The 16,478-nt window shown below is 63.3% G+C and carries 16 protein-coding genes; 12 read left to right on the top strand and 4 right to left on the bottom strand.

Going from position 1 to position 16,478, the window contains the following annotated elements:
- Positions 1–2 precede the first annotated feature (2 nt).
- The 12 genes from AC0IPL_RS17760 to AC0IPL_RS17705 all read left to right on the top strand — a co-directional run bounded on the left by AC0IPL_RS17760 (position 3) and on the right by AC0IPL_RS17705 (position 12,514).
- A complete protein-coding gene (locus tag AC0IPL_RS17760; RefSeq protein WP_474276217.1) occupies positions 3–632 on the top strand; it encodes an OmpA family protein in 630 nt (209 codons plus the stop codon).
- Between the two features lie 156 nt (positions 633–788).
- The gene (locus AC0IPL_RS17755) at positions 789–2,015 is read left to right on the top strand and encodes a CpaE/TadZ family protein (RefSeq protein WP_474276219.1); all 1,227 of its coding nucleotides are present in this window, start codon (positions 789–791) and stop codon (positions 2,013–2,015) included.
- Between the two features lie 24 nt (positions 2,016–2,039).
- Positions 2,040–3,476: a CpaF family protein gene (locus tag AC0IPL_RS17750; protein ID WP_474276220.1), complete on the top strand. Its 1,437-nt coding sequence runs from the start codon at positions 2,040–2,042 to the stop codon at positions 3,474–3,476.
- Positions 3,476–4,444: a type II secretion system F family protein gene (locus tag AC0IPL_RS17745; protein ID WP_474276223.1), complete on the top strand. Its 969-nt coding sequence runs from the start codon at positions 3,476–3,478 to the stop codon at positions 4,442–4,444. Before AC0IPL_RS17750 ends, AC0IPL_RS17745 begins: the two co-directional genes overlap by 1 nt.
- A gap of 11 nt (positions 4,445–4,455) precedes the next feature.
- Positions 4,456–5,436, top strand: coding sequence for a type II secretion system F family protein (locus tag AC0IPL_RS17740; protein WP_474276225.1), 981 nt, complete (start codon positions 4,456–4,458; stop codon positions 5,434–5,436).
- 4 nt (positions 5,437–5,440) lie between these two features.
- Positions 5,441–6,031 carry a tetratricopeptide repeat protein gene (locus tag AC0IPL_RS17735; RefSeq protein WP_474276228.1) on the top strand — a complete coding sequence of 197 codons (591 nt, stop codon included), beginning with the start codon at positions 5,441–5,443 and terminating at the stop codon, positions 6,029–6,031.
- Between the two features lie 29 nt (positions 6,032–6,060).
- The gene (locus AC0IPL_RS17730) at positions 6,061–6,909 is read left to right on the top strand and encodes a tetratricopeptide repeat protein (protein ID WP_474276231.1); all 849 of its coding nucleotides are present in this window, start codon (positions 6,061–6,063) and stop codon (positions 6,907–6,909) included.
- Between the two features lie 3 nt (positions 6,910–6,912).
- A complete protein-coding gene (locus AC0IPL_RS17725; RefSeq protein WP_474276233.1) occupies positions 6,913–7,410 on the top strand; it encodes a prepilin peptidase in 498 nt (165 codons plus the stop codon).
- Positions 7,411–7,543: 133 nt separating this feature from the next.
- Positions 7,544–8,851 carry an ATPase gene (locus AC0IPL_RS17720; RefSeq protein ID WP_474276235.1) on the top strand — a complete coding sequence of 436 codons (1,308 nt, stop codon included), beginning with the start codon at positions 7,544–7,546 and terminating at the stop codon, positions 8,849–8,851.
- A 75-nt stretch (positions 8,852–8,926) separates the two neighbouring features.
- Positions 8,927–11,344 (top strand): ligase-associated DNA damage response DEXH box helicase, encoded by a 2,418-nt coding sequence (locus tag AC0IPL_RS17715; RefSeq protein WP_474276237.1) that lies wholly within the window; start codon positions 8,927–8,929, stop codon positions 11,342–11,344.
- Positions 11,345–11,381: 37 nt separating this feature from the next.
- Positions 11,382–12,032 (top strand): ligase-associated DNA damage response endonuclease PdeM, encoded by a 651-nt coding sequence (gene pdeM / locus AC0IPL_RS17710; protein WP_474276239.1) that lies wholly within the window; start codon positions 11,382–11,384, stop codon positions 12,030–12,032.
- Between the two features lie 74 nt (positions 12,033–12,106).
- Complete coding sequence (locus tag AC0IPL_RS17705) at positions 12,107–12,514, top strand: PaaI family thioesterase (RefSeq protein ID WP_474276242.1); 408 nt, start codon at positions 12,107–12,109, stop codon at positions 12,512–12,514.
- 90 nt (positions 12,515–12,604) lie between these two features.
- On the opposite strand, the gene folD is transcribed toward AC0IPL_RS17705, so the two are convergent.
- The 4 genes from folD to AC0IPL_RS17685 form a co-directional block, all read right to left on the bottom strand.
- Complete coding sequence (gene folD / locus AC0IPL_RS17700; RefSeq protein ID WP_474276244.1) at positions 12,605–13,507, bottom strand: bifunctional methylenetetrahydrofolate dehydrogenase/methenyltetrahydrofolate cyclohydrolase FolD; 903 nt, start codon at positions 13,505–13,507, stop codon at positions 12,605–12,607.
- A gap of 36 nt (positions 13,508–13,543) precedes the next feature.
- The gene (locus tag AC0IPL_RS17695) at positions 13,544–13,849 is read right to left on the bottom strand and encodes a chorismate mutase (RefSeq protein ID WP_474276246.1); all 306 of its coding nucleotides are present in this window, start codon (positions 13,847–13,849) and stop codon (positions 13,544–13,546) included.
- A 58-nt stretch (positions 13,850–13,907) separates the two neighbouring features.
- Positions 13,908–15,584 carry a formate--tetrahydrofolate ligase gene (locus AC0IPL_RS17690; RefSeq protein WP_474276249.1) on the bottom strand — a complete coding sequence of 559 codons (1,677 nt, stop codon included), beginning with the start codon at positions 15,582–15,584 and terminating at the stop codon, positions 13,908–13,910.
- A gap of 184 nt (positions 15,585–15,768) precedes the next feature.
- Positions 15,769–16,350 carry an MOSC domain-containing protein gene (locus AC0IPL_RS17685; RefSeq protein ID WP_474276251.1) on the bottom strand — a complete coding sequence of 194 codons (582 nt, stop codon included), beginning with the start codon at positions 16,348–16,350 and terminating at the stop codon, positions 15,769–15,771.
- Positions 16,351–16,478: the final 128 nt, after the last annotated feature.

The following is a 16,478-nucleotide window of genomic DNA, read 5'->3' as shown; positions in this document are numbered from 1 at the left end:
AGATGATCAGAACCGCTGCAATTCTGGGGCTGCTGCTGACCGCCGCTGCCTGCGAACGCGAAGCCGGGCGCGAGTTGAACCGCAAGGGCACCTTTGGCGAAGCTACCCTGAACAATTCGGCGGTGATGCGTGGCCAGCGCGACTATGCCATCCAGCTGGCTGGCCGTTTCGCCAAGGAAGTGCCGACAACCATCACGTTTGATTTCGACAGCGCCCGTCTGGATGCGACGGCCCGCACGGTTCTTGACCAGCAGGCCCGTTGGATCAGACAGTTCCCCGAGGTGCGTTTCCGCGTGTTCGGGCACACCGACGCCGTTGGCAGCAACGCCTACAACAAATCGCTGGGTCTGCGGCGGGCACGCGCGGCGGTGAACTATCTGGTGTCGCGCGGCATCAGCCGCAGTCGGCTGGAGGCCGTGGTGTCCTATGGTGAAACCCAGCCGCTGATCCCCACTCCGCAGCGCGAACGCCGCAACCGCCGCACCGTGACCGAAGTTAGCGGCTTCCTCAAGCGCCATCCTTCGGTGCTGGACGGCAAATATGCCCAGATCGTCTATCGCGAATACCTCGAAAGCGCGATTCCCGGCACCACGCTGACAGAGCAGAAATCGCTCGAACGCGCGCTGGAGTAACCCCGCCTGCGGCCTATCGGTCGTCGACGAGTTGTTAACATTCCCCAGATTTGGGGCTTTTTGGCCCCAAATTCGCCCAGATTGCCATCGACATTGTTTGCAAGAGGCAGAGTGTGCCCATGGCGCGCTCTGCCCATGTGAACAAGGAATACGGCAATGAGTGGAACGCCCCAAACAGAGACCCCGGCAATTGTCGCCTGCACCATCAGCCGCGATGTGCAGACCTTTGATTTGTTGATCGAGGACATGGAGGCCGCTCTGGGAGAGGCCTGGGGGGATCTGGGATTTTCCGAAGCACTGACCTTCTTCAACCAGCCCGAGGCCGAGGCGCTGCAATTCGTCGCCCTGGCCATCGACAGCGCCGACGAGAGTGATCTGCCGATGATGGGCGAGATCATCACCCAGGCCAAAACCCGTGGCATCAAGGTGATCCTGATCGCCGAAGACGTGACCCCGGCGGCCCTGCACACGTTGTTGCGCCAGGGCGCGGACGAATTCGTTCCCTACCCGCTGCCCGAGCAGGAACTTCAGGCCGCCATCGACCGGCTTAAGGCGCCAGAGCCCGAGGTCGCCCCCAACCCGCATCAGCTGCATTCCGGCAGCCAGCGTGAGGGCGCGGTGATCGTCTGTCACGGGCTGGCCGGCGGCACCGGCTCCACCACGATGGCGGTGAACCTCGCATGGGAGCTGGCGGCGCTCAGCCAACGAGACGACCCCTCTGTCTGCCTGCTGGACTTCGATCTCCAGCATGGATCGGTCTCCACCTATCTGGACCTGCCCCGGCGCGAAGCGGTGATGGAAATGCTCAGCGAAACCGAAAGCATGGACGAAGACCTGTTCGGCCAGGCGCTGCTGTCGTTCCGCGAGAAGCTTCAGGTGCTGACCGCCCCGGCGGAACTGGTGCCGCTGGACCTGCTAACGCCCGAGGACATCACCAGCGTGATCGAAATGGCCCGCAGCCACTTTGACTTTGTGGTGATCGATATGCCGCACACGCTGGTGCAGTGGTCCGAGACCGTTCTCAGCATGGCGCATGTCTATTTTGCCATGATCGAACTGGACATGCGGTCAGCGCAGAACGCGCTGCGCATGAAGCGAGCGCTGCAATCCGAGGATCTGCCATTTGAAAAGCTGCGTTTTGCTTTGAACAAGGCGCCGAAATTCACCGACCTGACCGGCAAGAGCCGTGTAAAGCGGATGGCGGAATCGCTCGGCATCTCCATTGACCTGCAGCTGCCGGATGGCGGCAAGCCGGTGCTGCAAAGCTGCGACCACGGGCTGCCGCTGGCGCTGTCGGCGGCCAAGAACCCGCTGCGCAAGGAAATCGCCAAGCTCGCGGCCTCGCTGCATGAGCTGGGACAGAGTGAGGCCGAAGCGGCCTGAACGGTACGGATTGGGGGCGAGTGAATGTTTTCGAAGTACAAGAAGCAGCCAGCAAAACCGGCACCGGTGGCCGTGGAACCCGCCACCCCGGCTGCGGCATCCGACAAGCCCGCGGTCAGCCTGCGCCGCCCGGCCCAGCGCAATCCCGCCGAAGCGCAGCCGCAGGACAAGGACCGCAAGCGCAAGGAGCGGCTGAGCGAGATCAAGATCCAGCTGCACCGGGAATTGTTGGAAAACCTCAACCTTGCGGCGCTAGAACGCGCTGGCGAGGCCGAATTGCGTTCGGAAATTGCAACCATCGCCACCGAAATCCTGGCAGAAAAAAGCATCGTCCTCAACCGGGAGGACCGCCAGCAGCTCTACAAGGAGCTGTATGACGAGGTCACCGGCCTCGGCCCGCTGGAGGCGCTGCTGCAAGACGACTCTGTCAGCGACATTCTGGTGAACGGCCCACAGCAGATCTTTGTTGAACGCAGCGGCAAGCTCGAAATCAGCGACATCACGTTCAAGGATGAAAAGCACCTGATGCGGATCATCGACAAGATCGTCTCTGCCGTCGGGCGCCGTGTCGATGAAAGCAACCCTTACGTGGACGCCCGCCTGGCCGATGGGTCGCGCTTCAATGCCATGGTGCCGCCCATCGCGGTGGACGGTTCACTGGTGTCGATCCGGAAGTTCAAAAAAGACAAGCTGGGCATTGATGACCTAGTGAATTTTGGTGCCTTCACCGAGGAAATGGCCGCCTATCTGCAAGCCGCGGTCTCCACCCGGCTGAACGTGATTGTGTCTGGCGGCACCGGTTCGGGTAAAACCACCACGCTAAACGCGCTGTCGAGCTTCATCGACAATGCCGAACGCATCCTGACCATCGAGGACACAGCCGAACTGCAATTGCAACAGACCCATGTGGGCAGGATGGAAAGCCGCCCGCCCAACGTCGAAGGCAAAGGCGAGGTCAGCCCGCGCGACTGTCTGAAGAACGCCCTTCGGATGCGCCCCGACCGCATCATCGTGGGCGAGACCCGCGGCGAGGAAGTCATCGACATGTTGCAGGCGATGAACACCGGCCACGACGGCTCGATGACCACGATCCACGCAAACTCTGCCCGCGACGGGATCTCCCGTCTGGAAAACATGATTGCGATGGCAGGCATCGAAATGCCGATCAAGGCCGTGCGCAGTCAGATCGCCTCAGCGGTGAACCTGATCGTGCAGGCCAGCCGCCTGCAGGACGGCTCGCGCCGGATGACCTCTATCACCGAAATTACGGGCATGGAGGGCGACGTGATCTCGATGCAGGAAATCTTCCGGTTCCAGCGCGTTGGTCTGACCCCCGACAACAAAATCATCGGCCATTTCACCGCCACCGGCGTGCGAAGCCACTATTCCGAACGCTTCCGCCTTTGGGGCTATGATCTGCCTGCCTCGATCTATGAACCCACGGTGATGGAGAAGCGCTGATGCAGCTGAGTGCGGAACCACTGATTTACGGCCTCATCTTCTTTGGCGTGCTGGCCCTGGTCGAGGGCCTGTATCTGTTCACCTTCGGCAAATCCATCAGCCTCAACAGCAAGGTCACCCGTCGGCTGGAGATGATGGAAAAAGGCGGCAACCGCGAACAGGTGCTGGAGCAGCTGCGCAAGGAGCTGGGCCAACACGCCAAGTCGCAATCGATCCCGCTGTACTCGCTGCTGTCGGAACGCGCGCAAAAGGCCGCCATTGCCTTTTCCCCGAAACAGTTGATCCTGATTATGGTCGGGCTCGGCGTTGTGGCGTTTGCCGGGCTGACCATCGGCACCTCGGCCCCCCTGCCCGTGCGGGTGCTGGGCTCCATCATCATCGGGGTCGGCGCGGTGTTCTTCTGGGTCAATAAAAAGGCCGCGAAGCGCATGGCGCTGATCGAAGAACAGCTGCCCGACGCGGTGGAACTGATGGTGCGCTCCCTGCGCGTCGGCCATCCGTTTTCCTCTGCCGTGCAGATCGTCGCCAACGAGGTCGAGGACCCGCTGGCCACCGAATTTGGCATCATCGCTGACGAGTGCGCCTATGGTCGCGATGTGGGCGAGGCGCTGAAGGAGATGGCGGAACGGCTGGACATGCAGGACATGCGCTTCCTCGCAGTGGCGGTGAGCATCCAGCAGCAATCCGGCGGCAACCTGGCCGAGGTTCTGGCCGGGTTGGCCAAGGTGATCCGATCCCGCTTTCGCCTGTTTCGCCGGGTCAAGGCGATCACCGCAGAGGCGCAATGGTCGGGCAAGTTCCTGTCGGGTTTTCCGCTGTTCTGCCTGATCGCAATCCTGGTCAAGGATCCCGGTTATTATGACGGCGTGCTGGATCATCCCTGGTTCATTCCCGCCTGTTTTGCGGTTGGGCTGATGCTGACCGCCAATCTGTTCGTCATGCGCATGCTGACCAACATCAAGGTCTGAGGGAGGCGACGATGGAATTCCTGTCCGGCGTCAATGACTATCTGACATCGCAGTTCGGTGAACTCGGCCCGCTGCTGGCCCTCGGCATCGCCGGGCTGTTCATGATCTTGCTGGCGGTGCCGCTGCTGCTGAACCAGCCCGAGGATCCGCTGAAGAAGCTGCAAAAGAACATCGCGCCGGAAACCCGCGCCAAACCGCAGAAGGAACGGCTGCGACAGGCCGACCGCAACGAGCAGCTGCAAAAATTCGCCAACTTCTTGGAACCCCAGAACGCGGATGAGCTGTCGGCGATGGAGCTGAAGCTGCGCCAAGCGGGCTATCACTCCAAGGATTCGGTGCGACTGTTCCACTTTGCCCAATTCGCGCTTGGCCTTCTGGGCCTGGCCGCGGGGTTGTTCTTTGTCTACGTGCTGAAGGCCGACATCGATTACGACAGCCAGCAGATGGCGATCCGCATCATCGGCCCCGGTGCCGTGGGGTACATGCTGCCGAAATACTGGATCACCCGCCGCATCGAGGAGCGCAAGCAGAAGATCACAGAGGGCTTTCCCGACGCGCTCGACATGATGCTGGTCTGCGTCGAGGCGGGGCAGTCGCTGGATCAGGCCATCGTCCGCGTCGCCTCGGAGCTGCACGCCTCCTACCCAGATCTGGCCGAGGAATTTCAGGTGGTCGCCCAGGAGATGAAGGCCGGCAAGGAGAAGGACAAGGTGCTGCGCGACATGGGCACCCGCTGCGGGGTGCAGGATGTCTCCTCTTTCGTGACGGTGATGATCCAATCCGCCAGTTTCGGCACCTCGATCGCCGATGCGCTGCGGGTCTATGCGGGCGAGATGCGCGACAAACGCGTCATGCGCGCCGAAGAGGCCGCAAACAAGTTGCCCGTCAAGATGACCCTTGCCACAATGGGGCTGACCGTGCCGCCGCTGCTGATCATTCTGGTCGGCCCGTCGGTGCAGGGCATCATGAACATGGGCAACGCAGGCAACTGAACAAATGCAAAGAACGGGACGGGCCTTTCCTGTCCGCCGAACCCGTGCCATGGCCGCGGCCGGCGTGATTGCGCTGGTGGCGGCCTGTGCACCGGTCGGCCTGAAACAGGACCGCGGCAGCCCCTGGGCGCCTGGCACCAACCTGCGCGCCGAGGCAGAAGACGGGCTGCTGGTCGGCAACCGGCTGATGGCCGCAGACCAATACGAGCTGGCGCTGGAGGCTTACACCCGCGCCGCGCTCGATCATGGGCTGACGGCGGAAATCCTGTCGGGCATGGGCACCGCGAAACTGGGGCTGCGCCAGTTGGGCCAGGCCGAGGATCTGCTACGCCAGGCGGTCAAGGCGGACCCCACCTGGCCGGAGCCGATGAACAACCTCGGCGTGGTGCTGATGGAACGCGGCAAGACCGCAGAGGCGGTCGGCGTCTTCCAGCGCGCCTATGCGCAGGACAATGGCGAAAGTGACGCAATCCGCGATAATTTGCGCCTGGCCCTCGCAAAGATGGAAAATCCGACGCATACTGCTCCTCAAAATCAAGATTACAGATTGGTGCGGCAGGGGGGCGGAAGCTACCTGATTCGCCAGACACCATGACCGAGGCAGAGCAGTAAAAGGACGCACAAATGCGCCAGCAGTTTATTCTCTCCGCGACCCTGGCCGGGGCGCTGGTCTTGTCGGCCTGCGCGGACAAGGCGGACGAAACCGTCGAACGCGCCTTTCAGGACGTCAATGTCATCGACGAAAGCAACCTCAATGATGTGATGCTGACCGTGGCCGACCCGAATGAGGCGGTCACCTATTTCCAGCGCGCGCTGAAGGACAATCCGGACCGCATCGACCTGCACCGTGGGCTGGCGCATTCGCTGATCCGCGCCAAACGCACCACCGAAGGCGCCGCAGCCTGGAAAAAGGTCGTGGCGATGACGGGCGCCACCAGCGAGGACCGCGTGCAGCTGGCAGGCGCGCTGGTGCGCAGCGGCGACTGGGATGGCGCCAGGGCGCAACTGGATACCGTGCCCCCCACCCATGAAACTTACGAACGCTACCGGCTCGAGGCCGTGGTGGCCGATGCCGCCCGCGACTGGAAACGCGCCGACAGCTTCTATGAGATTGCCGCCGGGCTGACCACCACGCCAGCCAAGGTTATGAACAACTGGGGCTACTCCAAGCTGACCCGTGGCGATTTTGCCGATGCCGAACGGCTGTTCGGCGAGGCGATCCGGCAGGACCAGAGCCTGTTCACCGCCAAGAACAACCTGGTGCTGTCGCGCGGTGCGCAGCGTAACTACACCCTGCCGGTGATCCCGATGGATCAGACCGAACGGGCGCTGTTGCTGCACACGCTGGCCCTGTCGGCCGTGAAACAGGGCGATGTCTCAACCGGGGAAAATCTCCTGCGCGAAGCCATCGACACCCACCCACAGCATTTCGAGCAGGCCGCCCGTTCGCTGGCCGCATTGGAAAACGGTTGATCCATGCACTTCCCGGCCCATGCCGCGTTGTGGTTCCTGCCGTTTGTGCTGCCCCTGTGCTACGCGGTGGCGCTGACCGACCTGCGCGGCATGCGCATTCCCAACTGGGCGGTTGACAGCCTCGGGGTGATCTTTGTGCTCGGCGGTGCGCTGTTGATGCCCAGCTGGGCCGACTATGGCTGGCAGCTGCTGCACCTGCCCGTGGGCATTGCGCTGGGATTTCTTTTTTACACCGCCGGTGCGGTGGGCGCTGGCGACGCAAAATTCGCGGGCGCAGCCGCCCCCTTCATCGCTCTCGGAGATCTGCGTCTGTTGATGGTGATCTTTGCGGCCGTGCTGCTGGCGGGCTTTGCGGCGCATCGGATCGCCAAGCACACGCGCCTGCGTCAGCTGGCGCCGCATTGGCAAAGCTGGGACACCGGCAAAAGTTTCCCCATGGGCCTGTGCCTCGGCGGGACGCTGGCGCTGTACCTCATCCTCGCCGCGCTGTTTGGCCAGTGAACCGGTTTCGCCTGTGAACCATCCGCTTTCGCGGAAAAGCTTCACCTCTGCCCCGCTGTTGCCACAGTCCTGAATAACCTGTTGCAAACCCCTTTTGCGGGGGAGAACCGGTAGCAGCGACAAGGCAACACCCATGAACATGCAAAACGTCACCGTCACCGCCCCGCCGCCGCCCAAGGGGCTGGAACAGATGCAGCTGCCGCTGGTGATGATGCGTGACATCTTGCTGAAGACCATTTTTCGCAAGAACGTCGAGACCGTCACCGAAATCGCCGCGGCCATCTGCCTGCCCGCCTCGGTCACCCAAGAGCTGGTGGATATGGCCCGGGACCAAAAGCTGTTGCAGGCCACCGGCACGCTGAACGCCAACAGCGGCAACGAAATGGGCTATCAGCTGACGGACGCAGGGAAGGCGCGGGCGCTGGATGCGCTCAGCCAATCCGAGTATTTTGGTGCTATGCCGGTGCCACTGGCGGTCTACCGCGAACAGGTCAAGCGCCAGTCGATCCGAAACATCCAGGTCACCCGCACCCAGCTGACCGGCGCCATGGGGCACCTCGTGCTACCCGACAGCCTGCTGGACCACCTCGGCCCCGCAGTCAGCGCCGGCCGCTCGATCCTGATGTATGGGCCGCCCGGCAACGGGAAGTCCTCGATTTCCAACGGCATTCGCGATGCGCTTGGCGACAACATCTATGTGCCGCGCGCCATCGAATACGCAGGCCAGGTTATCACCGTCTACGACCCGATCGTGCACACCGAGGTCGATCAGGAACCCGACGACCCCAATTCCCTACGCCGCCGCCGCCGTTTTGACGAACGCTACGTGATGTGCCAGCGCCCCACCGTCATCACCGGCGGCGAGCTGTCGCTGGACATGCTGGATCTGGTCTACAACCCCACCGCCCGCACCTATCAGGCGCCGTTGCAGCTGAAATCCACTGGCGGCATCTTCATCGTCGACGACCTTGGCCGCCAGGCCGAACCGCCGCAGGCCCTGGTCAACCGCTGGATCGTACCGCTGGAGGAGAGCAAGGACATCCTGGCCCTGCAATCGGGCGAAAAATTCGAGGTCCCCTTCGACACGCTGGTGATCTTCTCCACCAACTTCCACCCGAATGAGATCTTCGATCAGGCGGCGCTTCGGCGGATCTTCTTCAAGATCAAGATCGACGGGCCGAACCAGGAAAACTACCTCAAGATCTTTGCCATGGTCGCCCGCAAGAAGGGCATGCCCCTGGACGAAACCGCGCTGGTGCATCTGCTGAAGCAGAAATACCCCGAGATCAACAACATCTATTCCAACTACCAGCCGGTGTTCCTGATCGATCAGATGATCGCGATCTGCGACTTCGAGGGCATCCCCTATCAGATGACGCCCGACCTGATCGACCGCGCCTGGGCCAACATGTTCGTCAAGGACGAAACCATCGTGAAATGACGACAGCCCAAAGTTTTTAGAACCTTTGGGCAAAACTTTTTAGCAAAGTTTTGCGGCAGCGCTTACATCTGACAGATGCAAGATTTGCCTCCTGCCCTGCGCGCCTGGTTCGCCGCCAAAGACTGGTCACTTCACCCGCATCAGCAAGCCATGCTGGACCGCGCGGACCGCCCCTGTACCCTGTTGATCGCCCCCACCGGCGGCGGCAAGACCATGGCCGGTTTCCTGCCCACCCTGGCGGAACTGTCCGACGGCCACCATGAGGGGCTGCACACGCTCTACATCTCGCCGCTCAAGGCGCTTGCAGCCGACATCAAACGCAACCTGCGCACCCCGGTTGAGGACATCGGCCTGCCGATCCGCATAGATGACCGCACTGGCGACACCCCCTCCAGCCGAAAACGCCGCCAGCGGGCTGACCCGCCGCATATCCTGCTGACCACACCCGAAAGTCTGGCGCTGCTCACCTCCTACCCGGATGCGGAACGCACTTTTCGCGGGTTGCAACGGGTGGTGGTGGATGAAATTCACGCGCTGGCCGAAAGCAAACGCGGCGATCAGCTGATGCTGGCGCTGGCCCGGCTGCAAACGCTTTGCCCGCACCTGCGCCGTGTCGGCCTCTCGGCCACGGTGGACGACCCACAGGCCATCGCCAGCTACCTCGCCCGCCATCCGGACCCCTGCGAGATCCTGCTGGCCGACCCCGGCCCCGCCCCGAACATCCGTATGCTCGACACCGACGAAGCCCCGCCCTGGGCGGGCGGTGGTGCGGCCCATGCCATTCCGGCAGTCTTGCAGCAGATCAAGGCGCATCGCACCACGCTGATCTTCCATAACACCCGCGCCCAGGCCGAGATTTTCTTCCGCAACCTCTGGCTTGCCAATGACGACGCGCTGCCGATAGGCATTCACCACGGCTCACTTGACCGCACGCAGCGCGAACGCATCGAAGCGGCGATGGTCCGGGGCGAGCTGCGGGCAGTGGTCTGCACCGGCTCGCTCGACCTTGGCATCGACTGGGGCGACGTGGATCTGGTGATCCAGGTCGGCGCACCTAAGAACGTGAAACGCCTGGTGCAGCGTATCGGCCGCGCCAACCACCGCTACAACGCCCCCTCCAAGGCGCTGTTGGTGCCCGCCAACCGATTTGAAGTGGTCGAATGCCGCGCCGCACTGGAGGCGGTGCGCGAAAACGATCTGGACGGCACGCCTCGCGGCCCCGGCCCACGCGACGTGCTCTGCCAGCATATTCTCATCGCCGCCTGTGCGGGCCCGTTCGCGGCATCCGAACTTTATGCGGAGGTCACCAGCACGGGGGCCTATGCCGCGCTGACCCGCGCCGAGTTCGACGCCTGCCTGGACTTCTGTGCCACCGGCGGCTACGCGCTGCGCGCCTATGACCGCTGGCAGCGCCTGCAGCAGCGAACCGACGGACGCTGGCAGCTGCGCGATCCACGCGCCGCTGCCCGCATCCGCATGAACCTCGGCACCATTCAGGACGCGGATCTGATCAACGTTCGCCTGAAGCGCAGCCGCGGCGGCAAGCCGCTGGGCGAAATCGAGGAGGCCTTTGCCGCCACGCTCACCCCCGGCGACACCTTCCTGATCGGCGGCCAGACGGTGCGCTACGAGAACCTGCGCGAGATGACCGTCGAGGTCACCCGCACCGCCGGCAAGAAGCCGAAAATCGCGGTGTTCTCCGGCACCAAATTTGCCACCTCCACCCAGCTTAGCGCCCGCATTCTGGAAATGCTGCAACAGCACAGCTGGCCCGACCTGCCAGCGCACACTGCCGACTGGCTGGCCCTGCAACGCGAGGTCTCCGAACTCCCGCGCGCCGGATCGCTGCTGATCGAGAGCTTCCCCCATCAAGGGCGCGAGCATCTCTGCATCTACGGGTTTGCCGGCCGCAATGCACAGCAGACCCTTGGCCTGTTGCTCACGAAACGGATGGAGGAACTGGGCCTCGACCCCTTGGGGTTTGTCTCGACCGATTACGCCACCCTGATCTGGGGGCTGGAGCAGGTCACCGACCCTGAGCCTCTGTTCGACCCGGCCGCTTTGCGCGACGGGCTGGAGGGCTGGCTGGCTGGCAATGCGGTGATGAAACGCGCCTTTCGCGGCGCGGCCACGATCGCCGGGCTGATCGAACGCAACGCGCCGGGCGCGCGCAAGAACGGGCGTCAGGCGACGTTTTCCTCGGACATTCTCTATGACACGCTGCGCAAATACGACCCCGATCATCTGCTCCTGGACATCACCCGCGAGGAAGCCCTGCGCGGGCTGGTGGACTTTGGCCGTATCGAAGAGATGATCGCCCGCATACAGGGCCGCATCACCCTGCGTCGGCTTAGCCGGATCTCGCCACTGGCCGCGCCCCTGCTGCTGGAAATGGGTAAGGTGCCGGTCAAAGGCGCCGCTGCGGAGAAGCTGCTGCAACAGGAGGCTGCGGCGTTGATGCAGCACTCCGGGCTGGACAGCCTGCCGCAATGACCCTTGCCTGTGGCGCCGGGCGCGATATGACCGGGCCATGACCGGTTTTGACTTTACGCTTGCGGGTGCCCGCCTCACCGCCCTTGCCGGCGGCGCGCTCTGGTGGGAGCAGCATCGCCTGCTGTGCGTGTCCGACCTGCACCTTGGGAAATCTGAACGCCACGCCCGGCGCGGCGGCAGCGCCCTGCCCCCGTATGAGACCCTCGACACGCTCGACCGGCTACAGACCCTGCTGACGCTGACCGATGCCAGGACACTGATTTGCCTGGGCGACAGTTTCGACGATGACGCAGCCTCCCGCGCTCTGGCCGCGCCGGAACGCGCGCAGCTTGCGGCGATGATCCAGACCCGCCGCTGGATTTGGATTGCCGGCAACCATGATCCGGCGCCGACGTGTTTGGGCGGTGAACAGAGGGCCGAGCTGCATCTTGCGCCGCTCACCTTTCGCCACATCGCCGATCCCGCTGCCCGTGCCGAGGTCTCCGGCCATTACCACCCCAAGGCGCGGCTGCGCAGCGCGTCTCGCGCCTGTTTCCTCGTCGACCGCAACCGCCTGATTCTGCCGGCCTTTGGGACCTACACGGGCGGATTGCGCACCAGCAACCCGGCGCTTACTGCGCTGATGGACGCCGATGCCTTGGCGATTTTGACCGGCCAGAAGCCGGTTCCCGTGCCGATGCCACGCTAAACTGCGCAGCGTCATCTGCGCAAGCCGACAGGGCTGCTCTATGCTGCGGGCACAACAATCAGAAGGAGTCCGCAATGGAGGACCGCATCCGCAGCAGTTTTTCCAGGCAAAGCATGATGCAGACCCTGGGCGCAGAAATTGCAAGCGTCACTTCGGGCGAGGTGGTCATCACCGCCCCGATCCTGCCCGGCAGCCGCCAGCAGCACGACGTCGCCCATGCCGCGCTCAGCTTTGCCATTGGCGACACCGCGGCGGGCTACGCCGCGTTGACGACAATGCCCGAAAACAGCGAAGTGATGACCGCGGAAATGAAGATCAACCTGCTGGCCCCTGGTGCTGGCGACCAACTGCGCGCCACCGGCAAGGTCATCAAGCCCGGCCGTCGCCTGGTGATCGTCACGGCTGAGGTCCACGCCATAACCGGCGAAGACGAAAAACTGGTCGCCCTCCTGCAAGGCACGATGGTGCCGGTCTCTTCCTGACCGCAGCCTCATCCATCTTTCAAAAAAATACTCCCGCCGGAGGCGGTCCGACGGGAGCAACACACGCAATAGAGACTACGTGACTCCGCCTCAGGCGGTCAGCCCTTCCGGCTCGGCCAGGTTGTTGGCGCGGCAGCAGGCGGTCACGGTGTTGGCCAGCAGGCAAGCGATGGTCATCGGCCCGACGCCGCCCGGCACCGGCGTGATCGCGCCAGCGCGGGCTGCCGCGGTGTCGAAATCCACATCGCCCACCAGTCGGGTCTTGCCCTCGCCCTTCTCCGGCGCGTCGATGCGGTTGATGCCCACGTCAATCACCGTCGCGCCTTCCTTGATCCAGTCGCCCGGCACCATTTCAGGGCGGCCAACCGCGGCCACCACGATGTCGGCGCGGCGCACCACGTCGGGCAGGTCCTTGGTGCGGCTGTGCGCGATGGTCACGGTGCAGCTGTCGCCCAGCAGCAGCTGCGCCATCGGCTTGCCGACAATGTTGGAGCGGCCGATCACGACAGCATCCATGCCCGACAGCGAACCGTGGTGGTCACGCAACATCATCAGGCAGCCCAGCGGTGTGCAGGGCACCATGGATTTCTGACCGGTGCCCAACAGACCGACGTTGGAAATATGGAACCCGTCCACATCCTTCTCCGGTGCGATGGAATTGATCACCAGATCCTCGTCCAGATGCTTGGGCAGCGGCAGCTGCACCAGAATGCCATGCACCGCGGGATCATTGTTCAGCTGATCGATCAGGGCCAGAAGGTCGCCCTCCGACGTGTCGGGCGCCAGCTTGTGCTCAAAGGAGTTCATGCCGACCTCTACGGTCTGCTTGCCCTTGGAACGCACATAAACCTGGCTGGCCGGATCCTCGCCCACCAGAACCACCGCCAGACCGGGGGTGATGCCATGCTCTTCTTTCAACCGCGACACATGTTCGGCCACCTGGCCGCGCACCTTGGCCGCAAAGGCCTTGCCGTCAATCAACGTTGCAGTCATTCGATCTCTTCCTTTCAGCCGCAGGCGCCAACCTGCCTACTCCTCCCGGATCACCCGCGCCTCGCGGGCGATCGACCACTCCACCAACTGCCGCCACAGATCCTCGATCAGATCCGCATCCAGCCCTTGCCCGTCTGCCGCAGCGCGCGCCTTGGCCACCACATCCTCAACCCGGGCGGGGATCCGCGCAGGCCAGCCGTTTGCCTGTTTCAGCGCAATCGCCCGGTCAATATAGGCGGCCCGTCGGGCCAGCAGCGCCACCAATTCCGCGTCCAGAAGGTCAATCTGCGCCCGCAGCTGCTGCATCGAGGCGCAGTCTTCGGGTGGTGTCGGTTCGGTCATCTCTCAAAACTCCAGCGGCCCGGATTACCCCGAGCCGCTGAATGTCGCATATCGCGTCTTAGAACAAGCCTTCGATCAGGCCGTCGCTGTTCAGACAGATGCTCTCCGCCGCCGGTTTGCGCGGCAGGCCCGGCATCGTCATGATCTCGCCGCAGACCACCACGATGAAGCCGGCCCCTGCGGACAGGCGCACTTCACGCACCGGAACCGAATGCCCCACCGGCGCACCCCGCAAGGACGGGTCGGTCGAGAAGGAATACTGGGTCTTGGCCATGCAGACAGGCAGGTGGCCATAGCCCGCGTCTTCCCATTCGCGCAGCTGGTTGCGGATCTTGTTGTCCGCCAGCACCTCGTCGGCGCGGTAGATGCGCTTGGCGATGGTCTCGACCTTCTCGAACAGCGGCATGTCATCGGGGTAGATCGGCGAGAAGTTGGCGGTGCCGGCATCGGCCAGTTCCACAACCTTCTGCGCCAGATCGGCGGAGCCTTCGGAGCCCAGTTCCCAGTGGCGCGAAAGCACCGCCTCGACGCCGTGCTCGCCGCAGTACTCCTTGACCGCATGCACCTCGGCATCGGTGTCGGTGACAAAGTGGTTGATCGCAACCACCACCGGCACGCCAAAGGATTTGACGTTCTCGATGTGGCGGCCAAGGTTGGCGCAACCGTTCTTCACCGCATCGACATTTTCAGCACCCAGTTCGGCCTTGTCCACGCCGCCGTTCATCTTCATCGCGCGCACGGTGGCCACCAGCACCACCGCCGACGGCGCGATGCCTGCCTTGCGGCACTTGATGTTCATGAACTTCTCGGCCCCCAGATCGGCACCAAAGCCCGCCTCGGTCACGACGTAGTCGGCGACTTTCAGCGCGGTTTTGGTGGCGATCACCGAGTTGCAGCCATGCGCGATATTGGCAAACGGACCGCCATGCACAAAGGCGGGGTTGTTTTCCAGGGTCTGCACCAGGTTCGGCTGCATCGCATCCTTCAGCAGCACGGTCATCGCGCCTTCGGCCTTGATGTCGCGGCAATAGACCGGGGTCTTGTCGCGGCGGTAGGCCACGATAATGTCGCCAAGGCGCTTTTCCAGATCCTTCAGGTCAGTCGCCAGGCACAGGATCGCCATGACCTCAGAGGCCACGGTGATGTCAAAGCCAGTCTCGCGCGGGAAGCCGTTGGAGACACCACCCAGGGACGCGGTGATCTGGCGCAGCGCGCGGTCGTTCATGTCGACCACGCGGCGCCAGGCAACGCGGCGGATGTCGATCTCGGCCTCGTTGCCCCAGTAGATGTGATTGTCGATCATCGCCGACAGCAGCGAATGCGCCGAGGTGATCGCGTGGAAGTCACCGGTAAAGTGGAGGTTCATTTCCTCCATCGGCACGATCTGGGCATAGCCGCCGCCTGCCGCGCCGCCCTTCATGCCAAAGTTCGGCCCGAGGGAGGCCTCGCGAATGCAGATCATCGCCTTCTTGCCGATGCGGTTCAGACCGTCGCCCAGACCCACGGTGGTGGTGGTCTTGCCCTCGCCTGCCGGGGTCGGGTTGATCGCGGTCACCAGGATCAGCTTGCCGTCCTCGCGATCCTGCACCGAGTTGATGAAGGACTGGCTGACCTTTGCCTTGTCGTGGCCATAGGGCAGCAGATCGTCGTTGGAAATGCCGATCTTGGCACCGATCTCCTGGATCGGTTTCTTGTTCGCCTCACGGGCGATCTCGATGTCACTCTTGTAGCTCATGGCAAGGTTCCTGCTGAGTTTGCATTCAGTCGCCGGCACGCGAACGCCGGTTTCCTCGTAGACTTAGCCAATATGCGGCAAATCGCGCGCATGATTTCCGACATTATCCAGCCTCGAAGCGGCGCGGGCGCATTCCGCCAGCAAAACCGGCCCCGGCGCGCATCCGCGCCCCTGGCCCGAAATATCAGCCCTCAGGGGCCCAGGCGCGCTGATCCGGCACAAAAAGCGTCAGCTTCTGTCCAATTTTCAGGCTGCCCGGCCGCTCCACCCAGGCGGTGATTCCCCGCCGGTGCTCCGCGGCCGGTTTGAACTTGGCACCAAATCCCTTGTGGTCTTTCTCGATTTCCCGGCCCGGCAGCACGCAGGGGCGGTTCTCAATATCGGTGGTCAGCGTCACCCCATCCGGGCCTTGCAAGCGCGAAGCAGGTGGCAAATGGGTCAGATCCGGGATCCCCCGCAGCACCAGCGTGGCACCCAGATGTTCGGGATCGAGATGGGCCAGCCCCATGTCCGCAGCGATCAGCGCCAGTTCTTCTTCCGACACGATCGACAGCTGGCGGGTATTGCGGATTTCGGTGTCCTTGGGGTGCAGATTACGCACCCGCACGCAGGCCGGACGGTTTACGCCACCGTGCCGCTCTCCGGGTACCCCGTCAAACCCCAGCTCCAGCTGGTCCCGCGCGCCAGAGCGCAGCCCGCGTTCCGTCGGCACCATGCCCATCCAGGTGATTTCGCCCTTGAATCCGCTGTCACGAAAGACCGGCATCTTTTTCTCCCTGCCAAAACCGCCTGTTACCGGGTCAAGCTACAGATTTTTGAGGAACGTACCAGCGCCAATGGCCGCCCTGCAACGCAGGGCGGATCGGATCGCTACGCGATCCGATCCGGGCGGGG

This window comes from Leisingera sp. SA32, from assembly GCF_056033425.1.
The sequence above is the reverse complement of the archived record's forward strand: the minus strand, read 5'-3'. Positions and strand labels throughout refer to the sequence as shown.

Bases quoted from the DNA above. Each gene is read 5' to 3' on its own strand.
- AC0IPL_RS17760 (WP_474276217.1), top strand. From the start codon at position 3: ATGATCAGAACCGCTGCAATTCTGGGGCTGCTGCTGACCGCCGCTGCC.
- AC0IPL_RS17755 (WP_474276219.1), top strand. From the start codon at position 789: ATGAGTGGAACGCCCCAAACAGAGACCCCGGCAATTGTCGCCTGCACC.
- AC0IPL_RS17750 (WP_474276220.1), top strand. From the start codon at position 2,040: ATGTTTTCGAAGTACAAGAAGCAGCCAGCAAAACCGGCACCGGTGGCC.
- AC0IPL_RS17745 (WP_474276223.1), top strand. From the start codon at position 3,476: ATGCAGCTGAGTGCGGAACCACTGATTTACGGCCTCATCTTCTTTGGC.
- AC0IPL_RS17740 (WP_474276225.1), top strand. From the start codon at position 4,456: ATGGAATTCCTGTCCGGCGTCAATGACTATCTGACATCGCAGTTCGGT.
- AC0IPL_RS17735 (WP_474276228.1), top strand. From the start codon at position 5,441: ATGCAAAGAACGGGACGGGCCTTTCCTGTCCGCCGAACCCGTGCCATG.
- AC0IPL_RS17730 (WP_474276231.1), top strand. From the start codon at position 6,061: ATGCGCCAGCAGTTTATTCTCTCCGCGACCCTGGCCGGGGCGCTGGTC.
- AC0IPL_RS17725 (WP_474276233.1), top strand. From the start codon at position 6,913: ATGCACTTCCCGGCCCATGCCGCGTTGTGGTTCCTGCCGTTTGTGCTG.
- AC0IPL_RS17720 (WP_474276235.1), top strand. From the start codon at position 7,544: ATGAACATGCAAAACGTCACCGTCACCGCCCCGCCGCCGCCCAAGGGG.
- AC0IPL_RS17715 (WP_474276237.1), top strand. From the start codon at position 8,927: ATGCAAGATTTGCCTCCTGCCCTGCGCGCCTGGTTCGCCGCCAAAGAC.
- pdeM (WP_474276239.1), top strand. From the start codon at position 11,382: ATGACCGGTTTTGACTTTACGCTTGCGGGTGCCCGCCTCACCGCCCTT.
- AC0IPL_RS17705 (WP_474276242.1), top strand. From the start codon at position 12,107: ATGGAGGACCGCATCCGCAGCAGTTTTTCCAGGCAAAGCATGATGCAG.
- folD (WP_474276244.1), bottom strand. From the start codon at position 13,507: ATGACTGCAACGTTGATTGACGGCAAGGCCTTTGCGGCCAAGGTGCGC.
- AC0IPL_RS17695 (WP_474276246.1), bottom strand. From the start codon at position 13,849: ATGACCGAACCGACACCACCCGAAGACTGCGCCTCGATGCAGCAGCTG.
- AC0IPL_RS17690 (WP_474276249.1), bottom strand. From the start codon at position 15,584: ATGAGCTACAAGAGTGACATCGAGATCGCCCGTGAGGCGAACAAGAAA.
- AC0IPL_RS17685 (WP_474276251.1), bottom strand. From the start codon at position 16,350: ATGCCGGTCTTTCGTGACAGCGGATTCAAGGGCGAAATCACCTGGATG.